This window comes from Desulfosporosinus sp. Sb-LF (assembly GCF_004766055.1).
Classification (GTDB): domain Bacteria; phylum Bacillota; class Desulfitobacteriia; order Desulfitobacteriales; family Desulfitobacteriaceae; genus Desulfosporosinus.
On sequence record NZ_SPQR01000001.1, the window covers coordinates 547,062 to 569,063 of the forward strand.

General features: G+C 39.5%; 21 protein-coding genes. 13 read left to right on the forward strand and 8 right to left on the reverse strand.

Going from position 1 to position 22,002, the window contains the following annotated elements; translation table 11 throughout:
* Genes E4K68_RS02670 through E4K68_RS02680 form a run of 3 tightly spaced genes read left to right on the forward strand, consistent with a single transcriptional unit; the run spans position 1 to position 1,595 of the window.
* Positions 1-675, forward strand: coding sequence for a YdjY domain-containing protein (locus E4K68_RS02670; RefSeq protein ID WP_243450224.1), 675 nt, complete (start codon positions 1-3; stop codon positions 673-675).
* Positions 676-691: 16 nt separating this feature from the next.
* Positions 692-1,123: a hypothetical protein gene (locus E4K68_RS02675; RefSeq protein ID WP_135377170.1), complete on the forward strand. Its 432-nt coding sequence runs from the start codon at positions 692-694 to the stop codon at positions 1,121-1,123.
* 19 nt (positions 1,124-1,142) lie between these two features.
* On the forward strand, positions 1,143-1,595 hold the full coding sequence (locus E4K68_RS02680) for a C-GCAxxG-C-C family protein (RefSeq protein ID WP_135377171.1): 453 nt from the start codon (positions 1,143-1,145) through the stop codon (positions 1,593-1,595).
* 468 nt (positions 1,596-2,063) lie between these two features.
* On the opposite strand, the gene E4K68_RS02685 is transcribed toward E4K68_RS02680, so the two are convergent.
* The gene (locus tag E4K68_RS02685; protein WP_158291360.1) at positions 2,064-2,681 is read right to left on the reverse strand and encodes a hypothetical protein; all 618 of its coding nucleotides are present in this window, start codon (positions 2,679-2,681) and stop codon (positions 2,064-2,066) included.
* A gap of 948 nt (positions 2,682-3,629) precedes the next feature.
* On the opposite strand from E4K68_RS02685, the gene E4K68_RS02690 reads away from it, so the two are divergent.
* The 3 genes from E4K68_RS02690 to E4K68_RS02700 all read left to right on the forward strand — a co-directional run bounded on the left by E4K68_RS02690 (position 3,630) and on the right by E4K68_RS02700 (position 7,795).
* On the forward strand, positions 3,630-6,689 hold the full coding sequence (locus tag E4K68_RS02690) for a PAS domain S-box protein (RefSeq protein WP_135377173.1): 3,060 nt from the start codon (positions 3,630-3,632) through the stop codon (positions 6,687-6,689).
* A 485-nt stretch (positions 6,690-7,174) separates the two neighbouring features.
* Entirely contained in the window at positions 7,175-7,360 is a 186-nt protein-coding gene (locus E4K68_RS02695) for a hypothetical protein (RefSeq protein WP_135377174.1), read from the forward strand.
* Between the two features lie 45 nt (positions 7,361-7,405).
* On the forward strand, positions 7,406-7,795 hold the full coding sequence (locus E4K68_RS02700; protein ID WP_243450225.1) for a response regulator: 390 nt from the start codon (positions 7,406-7,408) through the stop codon (positions 7,793-7,795).
* A 564-nt stretch (positions 7,796-8,359) separates the two neighbouring features.
* Here the strand turns inward: E4K68_RS02700 and E4K68_RS02705 are convergent.
* Positions 8,360-9,025, reverse strand: coding sequence for a DoxX family membrane protein (locus E4K68_RS02705; protein ID WP_243450226.1), 666 nt, complete (start codon positions 9,023-9,025; stop codon positions 8,360-8,362).
* A 636-nt stretch (positions 9,026-9,661) separates the two neighbouring features.
* On the opposite strand from E4K68_RS02705, the gene E4K68_RS02710 reads away from it, so the two are divergent.
* Positions 9,662-10,951, forward strand: coding sequence for an FMN-binding glutamate synthase family protein (locus tag E4K68_RS02710; protein ID WP_243450227.1), 1,290 nt, complete (start codon positions 9,662-9,664; stop codon positions 10,949-10,951).
* Between the two features lie 530 nt (positions 10,952-11,481).
* On the opposite strand, the gene E4K68_RS02720 is transcribed toward E4K68_RS02710, so the two are convergent.
* Entirely contained in the window at positions 11,482-11,682 is a 201-nt protein-coding gene (locus E4K68_RS02720; protein WP_135377177.1) for an aspartyl-phosphate phosphatase Spo0E family protein, read from the reverse strand.
* A gap of 361 nt (positions 11,683-12,043) precedes the next feature.
* Here E4K68_RS02720 and E4K68_RS02725 point away from each other — a divergent pair, with 361 nt between their 5' ends.
* Positions 12,044-12,553, forward strand: coding sequence for a GNAT family N-acetyltransferase (locus E4K68_RS02725; RefSeq protein ID WP_348982828.1), 510 nt, complete (start codon positions 12,044-12,046; stop codon positions 12,551-12,553).
* A 113-nt stretch (positions 12,554-12,666) separates the two neighbouring features.
* On the opposite strand, the gene E4K68_RS02730 is transcribed toward E4K68_RS02725, so the two are convergent.
* Entirely contained in the window at positions 12,667-13,626 is a 960-nt protein-coding gene (locus E4K68_RS02730; protein ID WP_135377249.1) for a cation diffusion facilitator family transporter, read from the reverse strand.
* A gap of 130 nt (positions 13,627-13,756) precedes the next feature.
* Between E4K68_RS02730 and E4K68_RS02735 the strand changes: the two genes are divergently transcribed.
* The 3 genes from E4K68_RS02735 (at position 13,757) to E4K68_RS02745 (ending at position 16,379) form a co-directional block, all read left to right on the forward strand.
* Complete coding sequence (locus E4K68_RS02735) at positions 13,757-14,383, forward strand: SGNH/GDSL hydrolase family protein (RefSeq protein WP_243450228.1); 627 nt, start codon at positions 13,757-13,759, stop codon at positions 14,381-14,383.
* A 233-nt stretch (positions 14,384-14,616) separates the two neighbouring features.
* Positions 14,617-15,303, forward strand: coding sequence for a PspA/IM30 family protein (locus E4K68_RS02740; protein ID WP_135377178.1), 687 nt, complete (start codon positions 14,617-14,619; stop codon positions 15,301-15,303).
* An 89-nt stretch (positions 15,304-15,392) separates the two neighbouring features.
* Entirely contained in the window at positions 15,393-16,379 is a 987-nt protein-coding gene (locus tag E4K68_RS02745) for a TIM44-like domain-containing protein (protein ID WP_135377179.1), read from the forward strand.
* A 62-nt stretch (positions 16,380-16,441) separates the two neighbouring features.
* Here the strand turns inward: E4K68_RS02745 and E4K68_RS02750 are convergent, their stop codons facing one another.
* Positions 16,442-17,092, reverse strand: a complete 651-nt coding sequence (locus E4K68_RS02750) for a VTT domain-containing protein (RefSeq protein ID WP_135377180.1) — start codon at positions 17,090-17,092, stop codon at positions 16,442-16,444.
* A 287-nt stretch (positions 17,093-17,379) separates the two neighbouring features.
* On the opposite strand from E4K68_RS02750, the gene E4K68_RS02755 reads away from it, so the two are divergent.
* Positions 17,380-18,012, forward strand: coding sequence for a corrinoid protein (locus E4K68_RS02755; RefSeq protein ID WP_135377181.1), 633 nt, complete (start codon positions 17,380-17,382; stop codon positions 18,010-18,012).
* Positions 18,013-18,197: 185 nt separating this feature from the next.
* Positions 18,198-19,358 (forward strand): PLP-dependent aminotransferase family protein, encoded by a 1,161-nt coding sequence (locus E4K68_RS02760; RefSeq protein ID WP_135377182.1) that lies wholly within the window; start codon positions 18,198-18,200, stop codon positions 19,356-19,358.
* A gap of 119 nt (positions 19,359-19,477) precedes the next feature.
* Here E4K68_RS02760 and E4K68_RS02765 read toward each other — a convergent pair whose 3' ends face one another.
* Genes E4K68_RS02765 through E4K68_RS02775 form a run of 3 tightly spaced genes read right to left on the reverse strand, consistent with a single transcriptional unit; the run spans position 19,478 to position 21,987 of the window.
* Positions 19,478-19,696, reverse strand: coding sequence for a hypothetical protein (locus tag E4K68_RS02765; RefSeq protein ID WP_135377183.1), 219 nt, complete (start codon positions 19,694-19,696; stop codon positions 19,478-19,480).
* Between the two features lie 17 nt (positions 19,697-19,713).
* The gene (locus E4K68_RS02770; RefSeq protein ID WP_135377184.1) at positions 19,714-20,796 is read right to left on the reverse strand and encodes an endospore germination permease; all 1,083 of its coding nucleotides are present in this window, start codon (positions 20,794-20,796) and stop codon (positions 19,714-19,716) included.
* A gap of 6 nt (positions 20,797-20,802) precedes the next feature.
* A complete protein-coding gene (locus E4K68_RS02775; protein ID WP_135377185.1) occupies positions 20,803-21,987 on the reverse strand; it encodes a Ger(x)C family spore germination protein in 1,185 nt (394 codons plus the stop codon).
* Positions 21,988-22,002: the final 15 nt, after the last annotated feature.

Genomic DNA, 22,002 nt, shown 5'->3' on the forward strand with positions numbered 1-22,002 from the left:
ATGAGTAAGGTTTTATTATCAGCAGCACTAACAGTGGCAATTGCTGTCTCTCTCACAGGATGTAGTTCAAATGAACCTGCAAAAAGTTCTGGAACAACGTCTGCACCTGTGGCCAGCTCCGAGAAGGCCGTGAGTCAAACTAATCCAATCATTATTGATAAAGTGGCCAAAACTGTAAAAGTTTACACTGAAGTCAACGGAAAATACTTCGTAGAACCCACACGTCACGGTGTCGTTTTCAAAGATGGTTCCAACGGCTCTAAGTCTGTGCTGAAAGCTTGGGGAAATCAAAACGACTTTTATAACGCCTTAACAACCATCGGTGCAAAACCTGGCAACAATTTAAAATTGGATTCCGTGGGAGTGGCTGTCGAAGGCGATCCTCTTGATGTGTCGATCACTTGGGACGGAGCGGGGAAAGAACTTCCGTTTGGAGATGCAATTCTTGATTCCACGAAAAAGAACTTCGATTTCCGGTTTGGCGGTAACCAAGAAAATGCCAAGGCTAAAAACACCGGATGTATTCTATGCTTAGATAGCTGTCCGGTAGGGATTACAAGTAACGCTGCTCATCCAACGAAGGATTTTGATAACAAAATCGCTGAATTTAAAGGAAACAACAAGGTACTTCCAGCAGATGGAACTCCCGTCGTTGTCACATTTAAGCTTAAATAGGTGAGTGATAGAAACTATGAATTCTAGACCAAAGAGATGGTTAAACGTCGTTTACTCTGGATTGGTAGGATTTAATTTCGGGTTTGTTGTAGCACTCTTGCTTGCTCAATGGACTTGGCTGGAGCTTAGGTTTAATACAGGTTTGGCAATTCTGGTAGGAGCAGTGATAGGATTAGGCATAGGCTTTTTTCGAGAAGTTAAGCATCCTTTAGCGGTGACTGGTATTTCCTTAATGGCTGCCCTTATCCCTGCATTAATAATCACCGATGCCGAACTACCCTCCTTACTAATCCTAACTGGATACACGATCAGAGAAGGGTTATTAATGCCTGATTTATCGATGCAAGTCGCTAATATTGCGTTTAGCCTTACGATTTTATGTACTATTTTAGTTTCTTTTTTCCTCAATCGTAACAGAGCGCTTCGTCCGCGTGAAAATCAGTATTAGGCGATTGGAGGAGTGGGCCTTGCAAGAATTAATAACACTTAAATTACGAGCACCTGAAATTGCTAAAGATGCCATGCAGCGTGGGCTGAACTGTTGTGAATCCGTTCTAACTGCTGCTAATGAAGTGTGGAAGCTTAATCTAAGCAAAGACATGTTTTTTGCCGCTAGCCTATTTAAAGAGGGGATGGGCAGTGGCTGTACCTGCGGTGCACTTGTTGGCATTGTCATGGCCTCTGGAATTATTCGAGAAAGATATGGCTTGAAAGAGGATCAAGATCTTGCTAAGCGTCTACACTCAGGTTTTAAACAAGAGTACAAGTCTTCCTGTTGTGCTGTACTACGTAAAAAACAATCATTTTTAGCTCGTATCAGCCAAAAAGGTTGCATCCACATAACCGAAGGTGCGGTAGCCATACTGGTTAAAGAGTGGGATCACTTACATTCACAAACTTTAGAAGAAAAATCCTTGTAAAAAATATTTACAAAAGACATTATTAACCAATACTCACAAAACATTGTTATGTTAAAGTACTGCCCTTATTAGATGAGTGGAAGGTTCGTAAGACTCACGAAGAGTTTATTGAAGAATTAGACCTATCGCTGTAAAAGAAACTTTGTGGTAAAGAAACTCATATATAAATCCCCTCCTACGAGGGGATTTATATATGAGTTTCTCTTTCTTTCGCTGGAAGTTGTATGAATCTCTCTCGTACAAAATTACTAGGGAGGAAATAGGGGTGTATGAACAAATTAAAATGAAATTAAGCAGGATTATTATGTGAAAAACTTTCCAATGAAGGTCAGCGTTTTTTAGCTTGGTATTTAAGGAATACCCGTCAATTTGATGAAAAAAAGACTGGTTCTGAAAATAGTTATAATTTGTGCGCAACGGGCATTTCGTATTTAAAAGTAAATAGTAGGTAGTAAGGAGTTAGTCGTCTTATCTAGTCTTAATCTTAAAGAGAGTGAAACTAACTGCTAAGGTCAATAAGGAGAAAAGCAAGGCAATCGACGATAAAGAAATAATGTAAATGTTATATCGCGTCACGACTGAGAAGTATTTAATAAGATTCAAATGAATGGAATTTACAATCATCGTTATAAAGAATAGGGTAATAAAAAGCGTGATAAGACCTTCAGCAGCCCCCTTCAAATCAGCGGCACTTAAAACCATATGCGAAGAAATTCCTATCGCGATTATTAGGAAGAGCCAAAAATACGGATTTACCAAATTTCTTAATGTAAAGATACTGCCTATTAGATTCAAATTAGCATGAAATAGCTTTTCTAGGAAAAGCGTATTTAGAGATTGGATATTTATTTCCGAGCTTAAGGAGGTTTGCAATACTTTGAATGAATCAGGTAATAAACAGTAAAGGCTTAATAATAAGGCTCCAATACCACTTAAAATAGGCGCAATACCAATAAAAAAATTACCGATGTTTTGATAGATACTTTCTTTGTTATATGAGTGTGTTACATAACCAAGTCTTTGGTCGGTAGGGTGAAGGCTAAATAAGCGAATGTCCGTAATCTGATGCTTAAAGACTAGACACATTAACGCGTGGCCTAGCTCATGGACGGGTGTTCCAATCCAAGAGGTAGCCAGGATACCCTTGTAGCCAAATGCCGAGAAAAGATATTTGTTGGAGGCTTTCTGGATTATACCAAAGATGAACCCTATGAGGATTAAGAGTCCCACAAAACATATAAGTTCTATCAGGCTGAATTTTAGTACTTGTAGAAAAAACTGTTGTATTACTTATACACTCCAATCTTTCAATATATTTCGGTTAAAGCTGAATATTAAGATTAAATCTCTAAAAATCATAAGATATGAGCTCGTTTTCATTTTTAGGAGCTATGGCAAGGCAGAAGGAGACGGTGAATGAGACAAGCCATATTATATACTTTAAACATGGGTTTCTCATCATTATTATTATACGATGAGAATGCATATTTACAAATAAAGTCCAGATATAATAAACCTGGCAAAAGGAATTATTATATTGACAAGACGTAATACAGAAACAAATGATGCTTAAAAGACACAACCTCTTTAGTTCGAGGTGTGTACAGTCAAGAATGTTATGGAAGATATGGAGACTTGTCATGGACTGGAGAATTTGGTTTGCACCACCCATTGTAACGAACGGAAGCGAATTCATCATGGGTGTATACCAGCACAATGACTTATAAAGGCAATGATAAGCCGTAGTTAGGTAATTAAGGAAGGAGGACCATTTGCTACACCAGATAAACATAAAAGCAGGAGCAGACGTGCTCCTGCTTTTATGTATTAATTTAAAGAAAGAATAGATTATCGATATGAGATCCATTGAACACAGAACGTCCGAGGGATTTGTTGTATTGTAATTCAAAATAAATTCCTGCTTTTAGCGACTAGAATAATCGAGTTATTAGCACAATGTGACAAATTCCTTCTATTACTGGATGTACAATTGAAACGGTGTGATGTATATCTTGTCAAAAGGAGGTAGATATTTTGTATTATAACTTTGTAATAAGTGGTATTATGGTCTTATTTCTCTGCGGTGTCGCCATTTTGCTAGACTTATTACTCAAAAGAAAGTATTCTGATTATTTGCTTGGCGTTATGTTCGGTCTAATTACTATATTTGTAATGGGTAGTAGAATGGGTATGCGAAGTAGCTCTTTGGATTTTCGACATATTACTATGACTATGGCAGGTTTTATCGGTGGGCCAGTAACCGCACTGATCGCAGCGATTATAAGTGCACTGTATAGATACTTTTCAGGTGGAAGTGGTCTGATAGGTAGTATTACAATTATTATTGTATTTGGTTGCTTTGGAACAGTTTTAGGAAAGAATTTGCGAAGTAAGCAAAATGGAAAAAAACTAATATTTTGGTTCCTTGTAGGTATCGTAATGTCGATTATGCTTCTATTAATCATTGGATTTTTCTCACCATGGACAAAACATGCTCAAGCGATTCTAAGAATTGTCTGGGGACCATATTTAATCATCACCCCATTGGCAACGACGATAATATTTAACTTCTATTATTGGGTGTATGGATGTGTTAGCAAAGCTTCGATCCTAAATGCCATAATAAACTCCAGTCCTATAAACATAATGATTTTTGATGCTCAAGGCTCAATTATGATCAGCAAAAATATAAAAACCGAACTCAAAGCTTACCCGTTTATTGAAAACTTGTTTCCATCATTATACACCGATAAAACATGGCCTAATACGACAGAACCACAACATAGAGAAATTAATACAGAAGATGGAAAGCACTTTGTCACGGACTTATCTAGTTTTAAAATGCCATGTGGCGAAAACGCTTTTGTTGCAATTATAAACGATGTGACTGATCGGAAAAGTGAACAAGAAAAGCTAAGAGCAGCAAACGAAAAGTTTTACAAAGCATTTCAGCTGGGACCCCATATGATGGCTATTATTAGAAAGTCTGACTATAGATATGTTGATGTTAATCGACGTTTCCTTGAAGCAAGGGATTTCCAATATGAAGATGTAATTGGTAAAACACCCATCGAAATTGGTGTGCCCCAAAGTGAATTTTCAGGAGTTTTTGAGGCTATCCAGGAACAAGGGTCAGTTAAAAATGTTGAAAGTACAATCGTTTCAAAATACGGTTCAAGAGGTACCGCTATTCTTTCAGCTGAAACGATACAAATTGACGATCAAGAATGCATTTTGTTTGCTTATAATGACGTTACTGAAATGAAACGAATGCAAACGGAAAGGCTAGAACAACTCACCAAAAACTTAGAATTAGAGGCGGACCTTGCCAAGAGTAATCAATTTATTGCAGACATTATCAATAATATGCCAGATGGATTCTACGCTCTCGATAATCAATGGCGGTTTACGTTCGTAAATAAGAAGGTAGAGGAATTGTTCCTGAAAACACAAGAAGAACTTATAGGAGAAGTTTTATGGGTAGTAGACCCCCAAGCACGAGGAACTATACTTGAACTCAATTTCAGTAAAGCAAGAACTGATTTCCTACCCATAACGTTTGAATATCTTAGTTCTTTGCATATAGACTCATGGCATCAAATTACGGCATACCCTTCTGAAGTTGGCATGTCTGTTTATTATAGGGATGTTACCGAAGAAAAATTAGCGAGCGAGAAATTAATTAAATCTCAAGAAGAGAAGGTTTCTATTCTCGAAAGTATGACAGATTGTTTTTATGCAATGGATCGGGACTTGCAATTTACTTACATAAATCACGCAGCTGAAATAGCTTTTGGGAAATCCCGTGGTCAGCTGTTGGGCAAAAAAATGACTGAAGTATTTAAGGCCAATGATACCGCCCTATATTACTATCATGAAGTAATAAACGAAAAAAGGTCGGTAACTTTTGAAATTATTTCTGAAGCTTTAGGTGGTAAATGGTTAGAGATCAGTGTTTATCATACAAAAACTGGTGTAACATGTTATTTCCGAGATATTACTAGCCGTAAGACGGCAGAAGAAACCCTGCGTCAATCCGAAGAGAAATTCTCCAAAGCCTTTCATGGCGGACCAATTATGATGTTGATGGCCACTATTGAAGAAGGGCAATTCATAGATGTTAATGAGGCATTGTGTTCTAGTACGGGTTATACCCGCGAGGAGATTATCGGTCACACCTCAAAAGAATTGAATTTTTTCGTAGAAGCGGATAAGAGGCAGAAGCTTAAAAAGATGCTTGTGGAACAGAGTAAGACAGAGAATGAAGAATTTGATTTCCGCACAAAATCAGGCGAAATCCGTTATGGACTTAGTTGGAGCCAACTATTCTATTTAGACGGAAATCCTTGTCACATAACAGGACTTATTGACGTTACTGAGCAAAAGCGTATTCAAAAAGAGATGGCTAAGCTGGACCGTCTAAACCTGATTGGTCAATTGGCTGCTGGTATCGCGCATGAAATAAGGAATCCGATGACGACGGTGAGGGGTTACCTCCAACTTATAGGTGCAAAACCAGATTATTCAGCACTGAAAGATACATTCGCGCTGATGATTTCGGAGCTAGATCGTGCAAACTTTATTATTACCGAATTTCTCTCGCTGGCTCAGACAAAACCAACTGAACTAAAATCCCAAAACCTTAACGACATTATTAATCATTTATACCCGCTTTTGGAAGCGGACACGTTCACTCAAAACAAACAACTATATTTTATTCCAGGTAAAATTCCCAATCTTGACCTTAATAGAAACGAAATCTTCCAAATGATTCTGAATTTAACCCGCAACGGACTTGAAGCAATGGAGCAAGGCGGTTCATTAACCATTAAAAGTTATGTAGAGGACAGTAAGGTAGTGCTGTCAATTGCGGATGAGGGGTGCGGCATTCCACAAGAAAATCTTAACAAATTAGGAATCCCGTTCTTTACGACTAAAGACACTGGTACTGGTTTGGGCATAGCAACATGCTACAGAATTTCAGAATCTCATTGCGCCAAGATCAATATCGATTCTAGTCCTAGTGGGACAACCATCAGTATACTCTTCCCTATTCCAGATGAGAAGCCGGAAATAGTATGCTCACCTGATTAAGCGCCAAAAAGCTCGCTAGTATAAAAGGTGCTCCCAATTACAATCAAGCCAAGGAATTAATTGACATAGTAATAACCAACTTAAGCTTTGTTGAGAACGATAAAAGTTGGGGTATACACAATCTTGACTACATTAAAACTATTATGGACGACCTGAATAAGAGGTTAGTACAAGCCGAGCAATTATTAAATTAATTTTTCTATTTTTGTCGTACAAAAGCAAACACAGCAAAACTGCATTAGCGGGTTCTGCTGTGTTTTGTTTTGTTGTTTGCGTGAAACTCTTTGTACTATTGCATGTCATAAAAATAATAATTATTTGTTATCAGTATTTCGACAAATTTCAATAAAGTATACCCTTGTATTTGTTTATTTGAGACAGTAGACTATAATTATACTAATTTTGGAAGAAAAATGAATGTCTTTAATCAAATTGTTTAATATTTCAAACAGGATTATAGGACCTCCATGTAGAAAGGAGATAGAATGGACAAAGAACAAATATTAAATCTTTGTGATAACTTAATCGACCAATTCACTGTGCTTAAAGGATATATACAACTGGATAAGATGAATAACAAAATTGACCATTCGATTGTTAAAATGCAGGAAGTAGATAATCTGGAAAAAGTAATTAATGGATTAGTTAATCTATTAATTACGCTGGACTAATATTATTGGTGTACTAGGTATGCATGACATAAGGGAGGTGTAATTTTGTCACGTGATTATCATATTTTAGTGGTTGATGATAATTATGGTATACGCAGATTTTTGAAAGAGTTTCTAACTCAAGAAGGTTTCTATGTTACAGAAGCATCGGATGGAATGAGCGCTTTGAAACTTGCAATTGAGGAGAAACCTAGCCTGATATTACTTGATATGCGAATGCCCGGAATAAGTGGTATGCAAACCATAGCTAAATTAAGAGATTTGGTTCCGAAAACAATAGTAGTAGCGATGAGTGCTTATGTTAATGCAAGAGATATAAGAGAAGCACTCCAAGAAGGGTTGATTCAACACTTTATAATGAAACCATTTGACCTAGTAGAAATACGTGTTCTCTTAAATGATTTACTTAACAACTTATTTCGTATCCAATCATAAGCCTCGTAAAGAAAGCAGTGAACCTTCCTTCATGTAGAAGCAAGCACAAATAGTACACAACAAGCCCTGTAATTAAAAACAGCATTGAGAGCTTGATCTTTATCGTGCAAAAATCACTATAGATGAATATCAAACTCTCAAGGAAAGAAGCCCCCGTGCACGGGGGTTTCTTTCTACCCTTATTGTAGTCGCCCTGAACCACCATCAAATTTAGACCATCAGGGGTAGTTGAAGCCATCGGCATATTAGTGTATGGTTATTTACTATCCAGAGTAATATTCACATTCTCAAGAATCATAGCAAGCAGGCTCCGACGTTTAATACGTTGGAGCCTGCTTGCTATGGATAAATTTATTTGATATACAATTATAGGCAATCTTCATATGACCGAAACCTATCCATAGGAAGTCAAAAAAGAAAGATGCCAAAGTACCATAAACACTAAAGAAATAAATAACGATCTAAAGAATACAGATTAAATAAATCGCTGGATAATATATCGATGGTTAAAAATATCTTGTAAATGACGAAACGTTAATTATTAGAGAACTTCAAAGTAGTTAATTATCTACGTTGAGATCGGGTCCTAATCAGCCTATCGATAGAAACAGTTCCAGCTCCGTTAATTAAAAAGAAGAGTGCGATCAAGAAAAGTACAAAAACATATTCGACTCCACCCTTGTCTAGAAAGAAACCATTAGGTAGATGAACCGTAACAGCTGCACCTAACATAACTATAGCTATCCCCAGAGCGGCAGGTCTAGTTAAAAACCCTAAGATTAGAGCTATTCCGGCAAAGAACTCAAGTAAAATTACCACCCCCGCTATTGGAGTGGCTAGATGCACAGTTTGAGTTAAATAGCCCATTGTGCCACTCCAACCATATCCCCCAAACCAACCTAACAATTTTTGTGCTCCATGAGCGAAAAAAACTATTCCAAGAGCAAGACGCAAAAATAGATCAGTTTGTAGTGAAGTACCTGAAAAGACTTTTTCACATAGGCTTTTCTCTTCAGCTAATATACCAACTACAGGGAAGTTAGTAAAAATATCTTCTTTATGAGGACCTTTGGCAAAGTCTTCGCTTAAATCTTTGCCGGCTTTCATCCCAGCATGTACGCCATCTTTAAATATATTAGATACATCATAAACTTTTCCTTGATAACCAATGTAGGCAGGATTCTTGATTCCGTCAAAAGCACTTAATTGAATCACTGTAAATTTTCTCATGATATTAACTCCCTCGTTTAATCTATTTATTCTTGCCCAGGCGGTACCAACCTAAGCTTCTACTATTAAGACGGATTAGTTTTCATTTGGATAGCAAAAGTGTTTTCTCAAAAAGGAAACAGATCAGTTGTATCGATTTTTCCATAAATACTAATATTAGTAACTACATTTTTTAGAAAATCTACACGACAAAAAATACCCTGTACTTCAAAGAGAACAGGGTAGACTAAATTTTGCTTTAAACAACCTGACATCGTTTATACTTTCACTTTGAACAAATTAGCTCTGTTTAAACTAATAATTGCTTTATATCTTGATGATTTCGTAAAAGCCTGCCATTCCAAGGGCTCAGCCTTATGATCGTTATGTAATGAGAAGAGCTTACTATCAATTCCTGTATATAATACCCTAATATAGAGAATCATAAGTTAGTTAGAAACATGAAGAATTTACAAGTTTAAAAAGAAAGTTGTTACCAGGTGATCAATGTAAAGTAAAGGATTATTGGGGTAAATAATGGCGACATTTTCAAACAACTCGATATGGTTACCTATATTAGTTTCTGATATTTTACTTTTGCCACTTATTTTTGGATTACTGATGTTTTTTTTAGCCAAACCTATGTTTCGTTATTACATGAATAGAATTAGCGATTATTCGATCAGAAGATTACTCTCTGACAAATATTCTGAGAATCTTACGGAGATCATCACTTCATTAAAACGAATGTCGATCCTGAACATGATTGAATTTAACATGCGAGCTCAAGATGGAAAAACCATCGAACGTCCGTTAGGGTCTAATAAGCATTTCCCCGGCTATGATATGCTAATGTTTGCTCCCTCAATTATGACGAAATTCTCGCTTCTTGAAAGTGCCAAGATCGATATGCGAGTGACCATCGGCCCGGAGGCTACTAAGCCGCTCACTATCAATATTCCTTTGATGATTAGCGGTATGGCCTATGGTTTAGCTCTTAGTGAAGAAGAAAAGCTGGCCCTGGCCAAAGCGGCAAAAACCATGGAGACTACCACTGGTTCAGGAGAAGGACCGTTGTTACCTGAGGAACGACAAGAGGCAGGTAAATACATTTTACAAATTTCTCGCTGGCCTTGGGGCGGAAGAACTGACGAACAGATATCCTCGGCAGATATGTTGGAAGTTCAGATGGGCCAAGGGGCAGCGATGGGAACTTATAAGGTGGAAGCAATGCAAGGGAAAGCCCAAACGCTGGCAGGATTAATTCCTGGTCAATCAGTGGCTTCTCTTCCGGCACCCCCAGGTGTTAATACTCCTGACGATTGGCCTTCTTTTATGGCAACTTTGCGCAAGAGAGCCAAGGGGATTCCAATAGGATTAAAATTAATGCCAACAGGACGTCTAGAGGAGGATCTGGACGTCGCTATAGATTTGGGATTTGATGCCATCGTTCTTGACGGGGCACAAGGCGGAACCTACGGGTCAGCCCCAATTAAACAAGATGACTTCGGTATTCCGACTTTAAATGCTTTAGTACGTGCCGACCGTTTCTTAAAGGCACGAGGGGTGCGTCAACAGATAAGTTTAATCACAGCTGGAGGATATTTTACTCCAGGGGAGTGTCTTAAAGCCTTGGCATTAGGCGCAGATGCAATTAATCTCGGTTCTATCGTCATAATGGCCTCTTCCAGTAATCAAACTGAAAAGGTTATTCCCTTTGAACCGCCAAATACAATCGTATTCTATGATTCATCTACTAACGTGAAGGAACTTAATGTCAATCAGGCAGCAACAAGTGTTGTTAATTTGCTAACGTCTATGGTGGCGGAAATGGAAGAAGCTATGCGCGCACTTGGAAAAACCTCTCTGAAAGAACTTAACCCTGATGATTTAGTCGCCTTAGACTCTTATACAGCTGAAGTCACCGGAGTGAAACGGATTTATTAAACTGGTTTTTATAGATGTTCTAATAAGGGAGACAAGTAATGGTACACATTGTAGTGGTCGAATTCTATTCGATTTAGGGCGGACGGTCCCAATGCTTATAAAAATTCTAGCGGTGCGCTTTGCGCACTAAGTATGGTTATTTACTATCCACAGTAGTAGTTTGAATACAGGGACTTTGCCCGAGCGCTGGTCCGTGGTGTACTACTGCATAGGGTCAGATCCGAGGCTTATAGACCAACAAGGTTTAGACTGACAATCTTTTTCTTAACACATCATAAAGAGCGAAGGAAGCAGGCTTCGACGTCTTTTACGTCTGAGCCTGCTTCCTATGGATAAAACCGATTTACTATTGTAAGACTATTTGCTTCTAAGATAAGAGTTTCTCCTATTTTGAGAGAGGAGAAGACTCTTATCTGGTATGTGTTCATTAGATGTGCAATATTTTTGGCAAACTGTAACCATAAATGAGCGGCTACCCATTTTAAATTCCTTAGCTAGTTAATTTATAGTCAAAGACGTAGAGAATCAGGTCAATAAGAGGATGCCTTATTTAACGTTATATAATAGAACCTATTAAGTTCCGTATCTAGATCTTGACTTAACTTCAACACGAAGGGATCCAGTGGATTCTTCCCTTGTCCTATAGTGAGGTTTAATTCCTCGCGAAGATCTTCAATAACCTTAAGAAGGGTTTTCAATTCAATGTTAGCATCTTTAACATTTCTACACATCTCCTTACCTCCTTAACCAATATTAACATATAATGAGCGAATGAAATGTGATTCATATCGCAGATGATATGTGATGATGAATGAGTCATGAAGTCTAAAGTGTTTGCTGATGTGTGTTTTAGATCGGAGTAAGGTTGTTCACTTTCGAGCGATTCTGGAAATTACCATTGAATCAGCTGAACAGACATCATTATCCTGCTCGATTTGTAACTATCTTGAAACGTTAGCCTGGAGTGATCCACCAGCGTTTTTTTAATTGAAAGAATATGAAACAGAGGATATAGTACTATTATGAAATCATCAAAGCTCTAAAATATAAAGAGTTTGATAAAAACCATGAGGTTTGAAGGAGTTTAAAATCATGAGAAAAGCTCAATTCGAGGATATCAATGAAATAATGGACATTATCAGGCTGACTATTTTTGAGATGCATTCCTACAACAATTATCAATGGGATGAGAATTATCCTCAGGAAAAGGATTTCATAACGGATATTAATGAGGGTAATTTATACGTTCTGGAGAGGGATGGAAGGGTTGTTGCTTTTATTTGTGTAAATCAGATAGAACCTGAGGAATATAGTGAGCTCGATTGGTCTTCAAAAGAAGTAGGAATGGTAATCCACAGGATGTCCGTTCACCCTGAGTATAGAAGAACCGGGGTTGGATCCAAACTTATGAAATTCGCCGAGGTTTTAGCTAAGAACAACAAAATCAATTATTTAAAAATAGATACTAATTCGATCAATGAAAAGATGAAAGCACTTTTCATTAAATGTGGCTATAATTTTATTGGAGAAATGCAATTTTTAGGTAAAGAAGAACCGTTTTATTGTTACGATAAAATTCTAGTAGAAGAACCAAAACGTTAATCTCAGGGGCGTTGAGGGCACTCCCTCAGGTTTAATACATACTAAAGCAATTCTCGAATTAGATGTCAAATTGTGACGTAATGAGCTTAAGATATTGAGCTTGGAATCCAGTTCTAGCTTGGTCGCCAATCCTTTACTCCGTTATCCTCTATTATCCCTAAAGTGACATCGGTGACTTCAGCGTAACCCAAGAGCAAATCCCTAATCCTAGATTTGATGTTATCAGCCTCCGCCAAGGTTAACCCTCGGCGGAGTTCAATGTAGCTTTCAACATGATAAAAACGCCCTTCTTGCAGGATACGCATTTTGTTGATGTCCGTAACATCAGGATCTGAAAAGATAATCAGCGATACTTTGTCTTCCACTTCCTTGGGTGCAGAAACTCCGATGAGTCCAACCATGTTGTCATACCCGACTCGAAAGGCTACTCCTCCCATGAGAAATCCGATGATAATCGTAGCGAACCCATCTAACGATTTGATGGTAGTGAAGCGAGTCAAAAGTATGGCTCCGAGAGCGAGTATGGCTCCAAATGTGGCTACAAGATCTTCATAGAAGACGAGGCGGGTCGCAGGAGAGGCACGTTTTACATTTTTTATGGCCGCTGCGATTGAAGCAAATCCCTTTGTTTCAATCCGTGTTTCCTTCACAATTTCACGTATGGCCTTCGATAACACATAGCCATCGATAGCCATCGAAGTAATTAAGCTAAAAATGGTGAGTCCCAGATTTCCCAGAAGTATTGGGTGTCGGATTAGATGAATTCCTTCTAGAACCGTTTCATAGGCCATAATGGTGACGACAATGACCGCCCCCATACAGAATACATTGATCAGACGTCCAAAACCAGACGGAAAACGGAGAGTCGGCTTTCGTTCTGCAAGGATACTGCCGATAAAGACAAATATTTGGTTAACAGTATCTGCGCCAGTGTGCATTGCTTCAGCAAACATAGCGCCGCTACCGCTGGAAATAGCCGCAAAACCTTTGAGAATAACTAGGAAAAGGTTGCCTAGCGCTGCATAAAACGACGAAGTATTTCCTTTTCTTATAAGTTCCAAAATTGTGCTCATAATGTTCACACCATCCAAAAGTTTTTTGGTTAGCATGCCATAATTGCTTCGCTTTATCCCAGGGCGTGACATATAGCAGAGGGTAAACATACTTTATATAACAAGGATGGTTGCTTGAAAGCAGGTGATAATGTTGAGTTTATACTTGGCTTTGGGTGATTCTATTACTTCAGGGTATGGCGTTGACCGTTCATCTTCCTTTCCAACGATTTATGCCAATTTTTTAGCGAGACATCACTCAGATCTGCACTTACTCAATCAAGGGGTAAACGGTTTAACAACGAGTGAGCTGCTTGAGTTATTAAAGTTTAACAAGGGCCTTCGTCATTCGATTTCCCAGGCTGTTCTGATCACTATTACAATTGGCTCTAATGATTTGCTTAGTCTTATGGGATGTGGAAATCTCAATCAAGCCTTAAATCCATCGCAGTTACCTTTTATCTTAAAAAATATGGCTAAAACTCTAGCACACGTGGGTGAAGAGGTGAGGCGACTCAATTCTAGTGCAACGGTTAAAGTGGCCACACTTTATAATCCTTTGCCTGCAGGCCCCTATGCACCCTTTAATGCACTGGCCCAAAGGGTTATCGCCAGTGCTAATAGAATTATTGTCTCTTGGGCAAAGCAGTATGGGGCGGTTGTGGTTTTTTTAGATCGGGAGATTAGAGGGAAAGAGCATTTGCTTATTGGTCAGGATTATGCGCATCCCAACGAAGCAGGGTATCAGGTAATTGCCAAAGCATTTGCCCGTTATTAAGATGTTCTTTATATATTCAAGTTGATTCCTTGAAGACCTTAACTTTATGGTGAGGTCTTCTCTCCAGTGGGCTTTTCCTCTAGAGTAGAGTACAAAATATTTTCTTAAGAAAGGAATTTTTCCATAGAGGAGAGAATATGTAAAGATTGCAAACGATCGCAAAAGGATAAACTAAGAGTTGATGAGCTGGAACTTTTAGTTATGAGTTCAAGATTGAAGGGGGAATGAAAACTATGGGTTTGTTTAGCAAAGTGAAAGATCTGCTTCAAGCAAATATTATGGATATGGTGAATAAGTCTGAAGATCCCGAGAAAATGTTAAATCTCTATGTGGAACGTGCCATGGAGGAAGTTCGCAACTTTCAAATTCAAGTAAATCGTGCAGTTGCAGATAAGATTCAACTTGAGGAACGCATTGAGGGTTTGAATAAGGAAATTGAACTACGCACTGGCCAGGCGACACTTGCCGTACAACAGGGTAAAGATGACTTAGCAAGGACTGCTCTGACCTATAAGAAACAGGCTGAAACTAGCAAGCTTGATTATGAAACTCAACTTGGAGATCAGGCTAAAGCAGTGAATGATCTTCAGGAGAACCTGCGCATACTTACTGAGAAATTAGAAAAGGCAAAAATGGAACGGAATAACCTTGTTATGCGCCAACGTCGAGCACAAACTATGAAAAATGCTAATGAAGCAATATCTGGGCTCTCTTCGCATGATCCCATGGCTGACATTGATCGAATGAAAGAGCGGGTCCAACGCATGGAGGCAGAAGCAAAGGCTTCACGAACTATGGTAAGTACCAACACGCTTGAGGACCAATTTGCTGAATTGGAAAAGATCAAAGCGAATTCGGAAGTGGAAGATGAGTTGGCAAAGCTTAAAGCTGGGCTTAAAGTAGGGTTGGAAAAGAAGTAGCTTTTATACGTTTTTGTTAGATAAGTTTGGGTGGTATTAAATTAGCTAATTGACTATAATTACGAAAGAAAGGAAAGTCGGTGATGGGCATGAATACAAGGATAAAACGAATAGGGGTTGCCATCACTTTCATGCTCCTTTCGACCCAGGCTTCTCTCGCTTTAGCACGTGGGGGTGGAGGAGTAGGTGGGAGTCTGGGCGGAAGTTCAGGGCGAAGTTATAGCGGTGGGTCTTTCTCTGGGGGTAGTTTACCTAGAGGTTCTTCCAGTGGGGGACTCGGTGGATTCTTTCCCTTTCCGTTCTTTTTCTTCGGGGGTACGTCTTCAGGCGGATCATTATTTGGGGGATTATTTAGTTTTCTCTTCTTAATGGTTATTCTCTACCTTATCTTCAAAGCTTTGCGCTCCTCGCGTCGCTGGGGTCAACAAGGAAGGTCAACTAAGGGGCGTGGTTTAGGTGCCCCATTCATGCCAAGTTCTGGTCCAAACATCAGAGACGATGGAGAGAACTATTCGAGCCTGACGCCAGTGGACCTCACTGGAAGACCGATCACGAATTCAGAAAGTCTTCAGCGTTTTGGAAAGTCAATCAACTTTACGCGCGAGAATATGCGCTATTATGCAGAGACCTTTTCCCGTTGGGATAGAGATTTTCTTATCGGACGAGTCCGACAGGTATTTTTCTGGTTGCAAGATGCATGGAGCCGTCAGGATCTTTCGGCAGCCAATGACTATCTAACCACAACACTGGGCAATAAGTACCAGTCAGATCTTCAAGGGATGAAAACCCGTGGAGAACGTAATATAATTAAGGAACCAGTTCTGAACAAGGGGGACATAGAATTCATTCATAGCCATTTGGATGAGCAGACCCAACATTTTATGGTCATGGTGTCTGCTAGTTTAGTCGATTATACGGTCGATGCGTCCCAAAGAATTCTGTCGGGTGATGATAAGCATCGACTTTACTACACGGAATTTTGGGAATTTGTTTGGCAGAATGACCAATGGTTGCTGGCCGATATTTATCAAGAAGACGCCTTGGAAGTCGCAAAAATTGCTCGTGGTGAGGAATAATGATTTAGTATATCAAAATAGTCGCTAGTTAAAGAAACTGGCGACTATTTTGATGTACTACTTTAAGAAGGGGGATCATTGGGGCATCGAGTCGAAAAATACCAGTATAGGCAAACTGACCCAAATGAAAGCGCACCGATCACTAGGGCAAGTAATAACCGCCCGGAATGATGAGAGATTCGCCAAAAGTCATGCCCAACCCAAGACTCCCAAACAATCATGGGAATTTTTCCGATAAGTGTTGCTGAAAAAAACGTTGGAAAGGCCATTAGAGATACCCCAGACGCATAATTTACTGCCGCGGAGGGAAGGAATGGAATGAATCGGGAGAGAAGGACAAGCGAAAAGCTATTGCCTTCGATTAGAGTGCCCCATTTTCCAAGTTTCTCTACCTTTGGCTGTGCCCATGCTTGTCCAAGAGTACGGGCTAACCAAAAACCTAATGAGGAACCTAATAAGCTTCCGCCGAGGGAAAGCATAAAACCACCGATCCATCCGTAAAGAAGGGTATTAACTCCTGCGATTAAGACAAACGGTACCACTGGAAAAAGCATTAGAAGCATGATTATGAATAAATCAACAAGGATACTAATCCATCCCCATTGCGTAACGAACGCCTGTAGTACAGCAGGGTGTTGAAGTTTGGGATAGAGTACAATCACCAACAAGAGGGAACCCAGCAACGTCAGGAGTGAGAAGTGTTTTTTGTTCACGAGGTTACCTCCCTAACTAGCATCAGAGCTTAATGTATTAATCGTAACATATTCTGTGATGACTAGATAGGTACTGAGAAATAGTTATGTGAAAAGAATAAATTATAAAATCAAAGTGAATCTATGTTTCATAGCAGGAAAAGAAAAACATGGGGAGAATATACCTTGGTGGGCATTGTAATGTGTTCAGTGTAGATCTTCTAATTGTACCAAAAAGAAATTATGGGTATCAGAGAAAAGTTCTCTAAAAAGCTTATGCGCAATCAATCAATTTGGAGGGGAAGAATATGGCAGATTTCGTGAATTTAAATGAAGCAATCATCCAGGGAAGCCTGCAAAAAGTTAAGGAATTGACCCAGGGTATGATCGACAACAAGGTTGATCCCGTGTCTATCATCAATGAAGGTCTCATCCCAGGGATGGGCGTCGTTGGTACACGTTTTAAAGCCGGTAGTATGTATGTACCAGAAGTTATGATGTCAGCTAGAGCCATGAGTGCTGGAATTGAGCTGGTTAAACCGTTGATTGCTGATTCGGATATGCCTACAGCAGGGACTGTGGTGGTGGGCACAATTCAAGGGGACCTTCACGATATTGGTAAGAACCTTGTGAATATGATGCTGGAAAGTAGCGGTTTTAAAGTGATTGATTTAGGAGTTGACATCAAACCGGAGGCTTTTGTTAAAGCAGTGAAAGAACATAAGGCCCAGATTATTGGTATGTCAGCCCTATTAACCACGACGATGTTGAATATGAAAGCAACGATCGAAGCTTTAAAAGTCGAAGGATTGCGCGAGCAGGTAAAGGTAATCGTTGGCGGTGCTCCCGTATCAAAAGAGTTTGCTGAGCAAATCGGGGCAGATGGGTATGCGCCAGATGCTGGTACTGCCGCAGATTTGTGCAAAAGGTTACTCGCTTAATGCCTATGCAAGAATATTGATGAGAGAAGGCAACTGCTGTTTTGTAGTTGCCTTCTTCGTCTTAAGAGGATTATAATGAAATTGACCGTATTATCAAATAACCATGAATTATGAAGAACTTTAGATTTAGACTATAAACTTAATATAATAAATCTTTGGAATTCAATCTGAAAAGAGGAGTAATAATGCAGTATGCGAGTTGGATGGAAGCTACGGGAGAAGGATTTATCAGTGAAATATTAAAGGCGGCTCAGGATCCTAATATGATTTCCTTTGCTGGGGGATTACCCGCCCCGGAACTTTTTCCGGATCAGGCGTTGCAGCGTTGTTTTCAACGAGTTTTTGAAGAGCAAGGGAAATCATCCCTGCAATATGCGCAAACAGCAGGACATCCGCAGCTCCGGCAATGGCTTGCACAGCAACATCAGAGAAATGGCAAACCGGTTGAAGCGGAAGAAATTGTGGTAACAACGGGCAGTCAGCAGGGACTAAGTTTACTTGCACAAACCTTTCTTGATCCGGGGGATGTTGTATTTGTCGAGACCCCCACTTATTTGGGGGCGATTCAGGCATTTCAAGGGTTTCGCGCTCAGTTGATGACGATACCTTGTGATGAGCAGGGAATTATACCTGAAGAACTGGAAACGATGCTCAAACAAGTGACGCCTAAGTTTTTATACCTTATTCCAAACTATCAAAATCCTTCCGGCAAGATAATGGGGCTTGAACGACGGATAGCACTCTTGAAAGTGGCTCAGGCGTATGATTTGTTGCTCGTAGAAGACAATCCCTATGGCGAGTTGCGTTTTGAAGGAGAGAGGTACCCGAATTTAATCGATTTGGGGGATCAGGTCATTTACTTAGGCACGTTTTCTAAAGTCCTGGCTCCTGGACTTAGGGTGGGATATGTGGTTGCGAACCCCGATATCATCAACCACCTTTGCCAAACTAAAGAAGGTGTGGACTTGCATAGTAATAACCTAACCCAACGTGCAGTGCTTGAGTTTTTAAACGAAGGGCTACTTCCCGGACATATTCTTAAATTATGTACACTCTATAAGGAACGCAGAGAGGCAATGGTTCAGGCCATAGAGAAGTATCTAGGCGATGACGTGGATATGATAATTCCCTCAGGAGGACTTTTCCTCTGGGCGCGATTCAAAAAGATTAACAACAGTTTTGACTACGTTCAGGAGACGATTCGCCAAAATGTGCTGTATGTGCCAGGTGCTTTGTTTTACCCTGATGGGCGTGTGACATCAGAAGTACGATTGAATTACTCCTGTTCAACACCGGAAACCATTGAAGAAGGCGTTCGGCGTCTGGCTCGAGCGGTTAGGGTGTGAATTTCAATAAACTGAAAGCGTAAGGTTGATGAACAGAATCGTTAACCTTACGCTTTCTTGTTTCTTGTCTGATTTATGTGATTATCCAATGGAATGAACTTCTAGCGAAACTTTGATACCTATTGATAATTCAAATGTAAGACATCACGCACTAACCAATCGATGATTAACGATGGATTTGGGAGTTTTACTCCCATGGTTTCTAGCATTGCCATTGTGAAGGCGATGGATAAGAGAATCGAAAAGACAATAAGTTCTCGCCAATATTTATTTCTTATTAAATTAGGAACTTCAAATAGGATAATGCCAATGAAAACGCTTACTAACAAAAGTATCATCGGATTCCCCCCTCCTGTTATTTTGGTAGCTTGCGTATCTTGGCAATAAATAAGGATAAAATCGGAATCAGAATATAAAAGGGGATGCTGAAAATAGGAAAAGTATTCTGTGATGTATAGATAAATTGCATGCTGGATTCAAAACAAAGAGCAAGTGTAATGCCAATGATACCAACAGGTAGGACTAATGGTAAATATGAACGCATCTTGACTAACTGGGCTATGCCTAAAACTGTAGCGTAATAGAAGACGCTAACCTTTAGAAATAATGAGACTAAGAGCGAGATTGCCACGACCATTTCAAGTCTGGTTAGAATTTTCCCTATGTTTATCAAACGCACTGATTCCATCGAAGAAGATGTAAGAATCGCAACCAGAGGACCCAGCACCAATGTATTACGTATCGTCATGAGTAACATGTTAAGGCCTCCGATTGTTAATCCTAGTAGAGTAGTGGCTTTAATATGTTTTTGGTTGTTCATATAAGGGATTACCATGAGAAAAACAAATACCTCGTTAAAGGGAATAGCCATTAAAATATTAGTGCTATGAATAAAGTCTCGCAGTGGAATATCCAAGACTGGTAATAGATTAGTAATCTTCATATTTTTTAATAGTAAAATAAATGTTATTGAAGTGATTAGCAAGGTGATTAAGACAAATAGAAAACTGGTCCTGGCTATTACTTCTATTCCATTACGCACAGCCCAGGCACAAATAAACATAAACATGATCATGATCACTAATATGGGGGTTTCCGGCAAAATGTAGGTCAGAAAAAAATCCCCTATAAACCATAGATTTGATGCGAGGATCGTTAAAAATAATCCAATATATTGCAAGGAAATTAGTTTGCCTAGATAGGGGCCGTAAATAAGTTCATTCATTTCGACTAAGTTTTTACCAGGGAATCTTTGAGCAAGAGCAATATAAACCAAGGCTAAGGGGACTGTCAGTGCTACTCCCGCAATGACAGCTAGCCATGTATCATGTTTAGTGATATTGCCGGCAAATGATAACGTTAAAAGAGAGCCTTGCAAAAAACCTCCTACTAGGAACACTAATTGTGAACTTGATATTTCACCCTTTTCAAGTTTCATGAACGGCTATTTCTCCTTTTCCGGTGCTGGTGGCTGTCCTATTATGCCTGATCGGCGTAATTTAGCCTCGACATTGATCTCTACTTCAAGATCTGGAAAGAGTTCATTCCAGTTAGTTTTCATTTCTTTCCACTCGCTGGGGTGTCTCTGATGGATGGCATCTCCAAAACCAAAAATATCTGCATTAAGCTTCTGGGCTTTGCTTAGGGCAGCCTTGATTTCTTCCTTTATTGCATTAGCTTGTTCCGCTTCTAAAGCTGCAACTGTAGCGGGGGAAACTAAACTGTCTGAGCAGGATTGGCTGGCAATATTCCCCTCTTCTTTAATATCAACTTTTATGTAGGGCTTATTATCGATGATTTCTGAGGTAAATTTACCTTTGGTACGAATGATTTCTAAATTTACTTTAGCATCAGAGTCAGGACAATTGACATCGATGATTCCGCTCTTGACCTTATCGATAACCCATAACAGGCCTCGAGTTTCCTCTTTGTCTAATTTTCCGATCAATTGATCTCGTTTAAAAACTGCTGTGCCAGTAACGATCAATTCTTTATCGTTCCCTTTTCCTTGAACTTCAACAATCGGGGCAATTGGAGCTGTCGTCTGGCTCATTAAGCGGGTGATAAATTCGTAGAGCTTAATAACACTTGTCTGAGAACTTGCCGATTGATCTTCCATTAAATCGGCAAGATTGACTGCGGGGATTTTCTCTAGTTTGGGTTTGACATCAAGCACGTCACTAGCCTTATCGTCAGCAACCAAGACCCAAACTCCTAGTCGGGGTTCCTGGTCCCGAATAAAGAAGTCAATATATTGTTGAACTCCTTTTTCGGCAAGAGAATGGCCAAAGATTATCACTTGATTATGAGGCCAATATAACTTGCGGTTCGTTTTATGTGTGAAATCTCTCACTGTTTCAAACATGCTATCACCTGTATTTGTGGCATTCCAAAAAGCATCTCCGCTACTTCCGCTGCTACTATCCTCAGTACTACTCGTTTTCAACGTAGCTGTTTTAACAATTTGCGCGGTCAATTTCAACTTGCCTGTGTCTTCGATGCGATCTACGCCAACACCCAAGACGATGGCTAAAGTAGGCAGTTCTCGCCGATTCCAACAGCCTGTTGTACCCAAAGCGATTGCCAGTAACGTTATTATTGTGACTATAATCTTGTAGTGATTTTTCATTTTGACACCTTATCT

Coding starts and splice junctions, on each gene's coding strand:
- E4K68_RS02670 (WP_243450224.1), top strand. CDS start 1: ATGAGTAAGGTTTTATTATCAGCAGCACTAACAGTGGCAATTGCTGTC.
- E4K68_RS02675 (WP_135377170.1), top strand. CDS start 692: ATGAATTCTAGACCAAAGAGATGGTTAAACGTCGTTTACTCTGGATTG.
- E4K68_RS02685 (WP_158291360.1), bottom strand. CDS start 2,681: ATGTGTCTAGTCTTTAAGCATCAGATTACGGACATTCGCTTATTTAGC.
- E4K68_RS02695 (WP_135377174.1), top strand. CDS start 7,175: ATGGACAAAGAACAAATATTAAATCTTTGTGATAACTTAATCGACCAA.
- E4K68_RS02705 (WP_243450226.1), bottom strand. CDS start 9,025: ATGAGAAAATTTACAGTGATTCAATTAAGTGCTTTTGACGGAATCAAG.
- E4K68_RS02710 (WP_243450227.1), top strand. CDS start 9,662: ATGAATAGAATTAGCGATTATTCGATCAGAAGATTACTCTCTGACAAA.
- E4K68_RS02720 (WP_135377177.1), bottom strand. CDS start 11,682: ATGTGTAGAAATGTTAAAGATGCTAACATTGAATTGAAAACCCTTCTT.
- E4K68_RS02725 (WP_348982828.1), top strand. CDS start 12,044: ATGAGAAAAGCTCAATTCGAGGATATCAATGAAATAATGGACATTATC.
- E4K68_RS02730 (WP_135377249.1), bottom strand. CDS start 13,626: ATGAGCACAATTTTGGAACTTATAAGAAAAGGAAATACTTCGTCGTTT.
- E4K68_RS02735 (WP_243450228.1), top strand. CDS start 13,757: ATGTTGAGTTTATACTTGGCTTTGGGTGATTCTATTACTTCAGGGTAT.
- E4K68_RS02740 (WP_135377178.1), top strand. CDS start 14,617: ATGGGTTTGTTTAGCAAAGTGAAAGATCTGCTTCAAGCAAATATTATG.
- E4K68_RS02745 (WP_135377179.1), top strand. CDS start 15,393: ATGAATACAAGGATAAAACGAATAGGGGTTGCCATCACTTTCATGCTC.
- E4K68_RS02755 (WP_135377181.1), top strand. CDS start 17,380: ATGGCAGATTTCGTGAATTTAAATGAAGCAATCATCCAGGGAAGCCTG.
- E4K68_RS02760 (WP_135377182.1), top strand. CDS start 18,198: ATGCAGTATGCGAGTTGGATGGAAGCTACGGGAGAAGGATTTATCAGT.
- E4K68_RS02765 (WP_135377183.1), bottom strand. CDS start 19,696: ATGATACTTTTGTTAGTAAGCGTTTTCATTGGCATTATCCTATTTGAA.
- E4K68_RS02770 (WP_135377184.1), bottom strand. CDS start 20,796: ATGAAACTTGAAAAGGGTGAAATATCAAGTTCACAATTAGTGTTCCTA.
- E4K68_RS02775 (WP_135377185.1), bottom strand. CDS start 21,987: ATGAAAAATCACTACAAGATTATAGTCACAATAATAACGTTACTGGCA.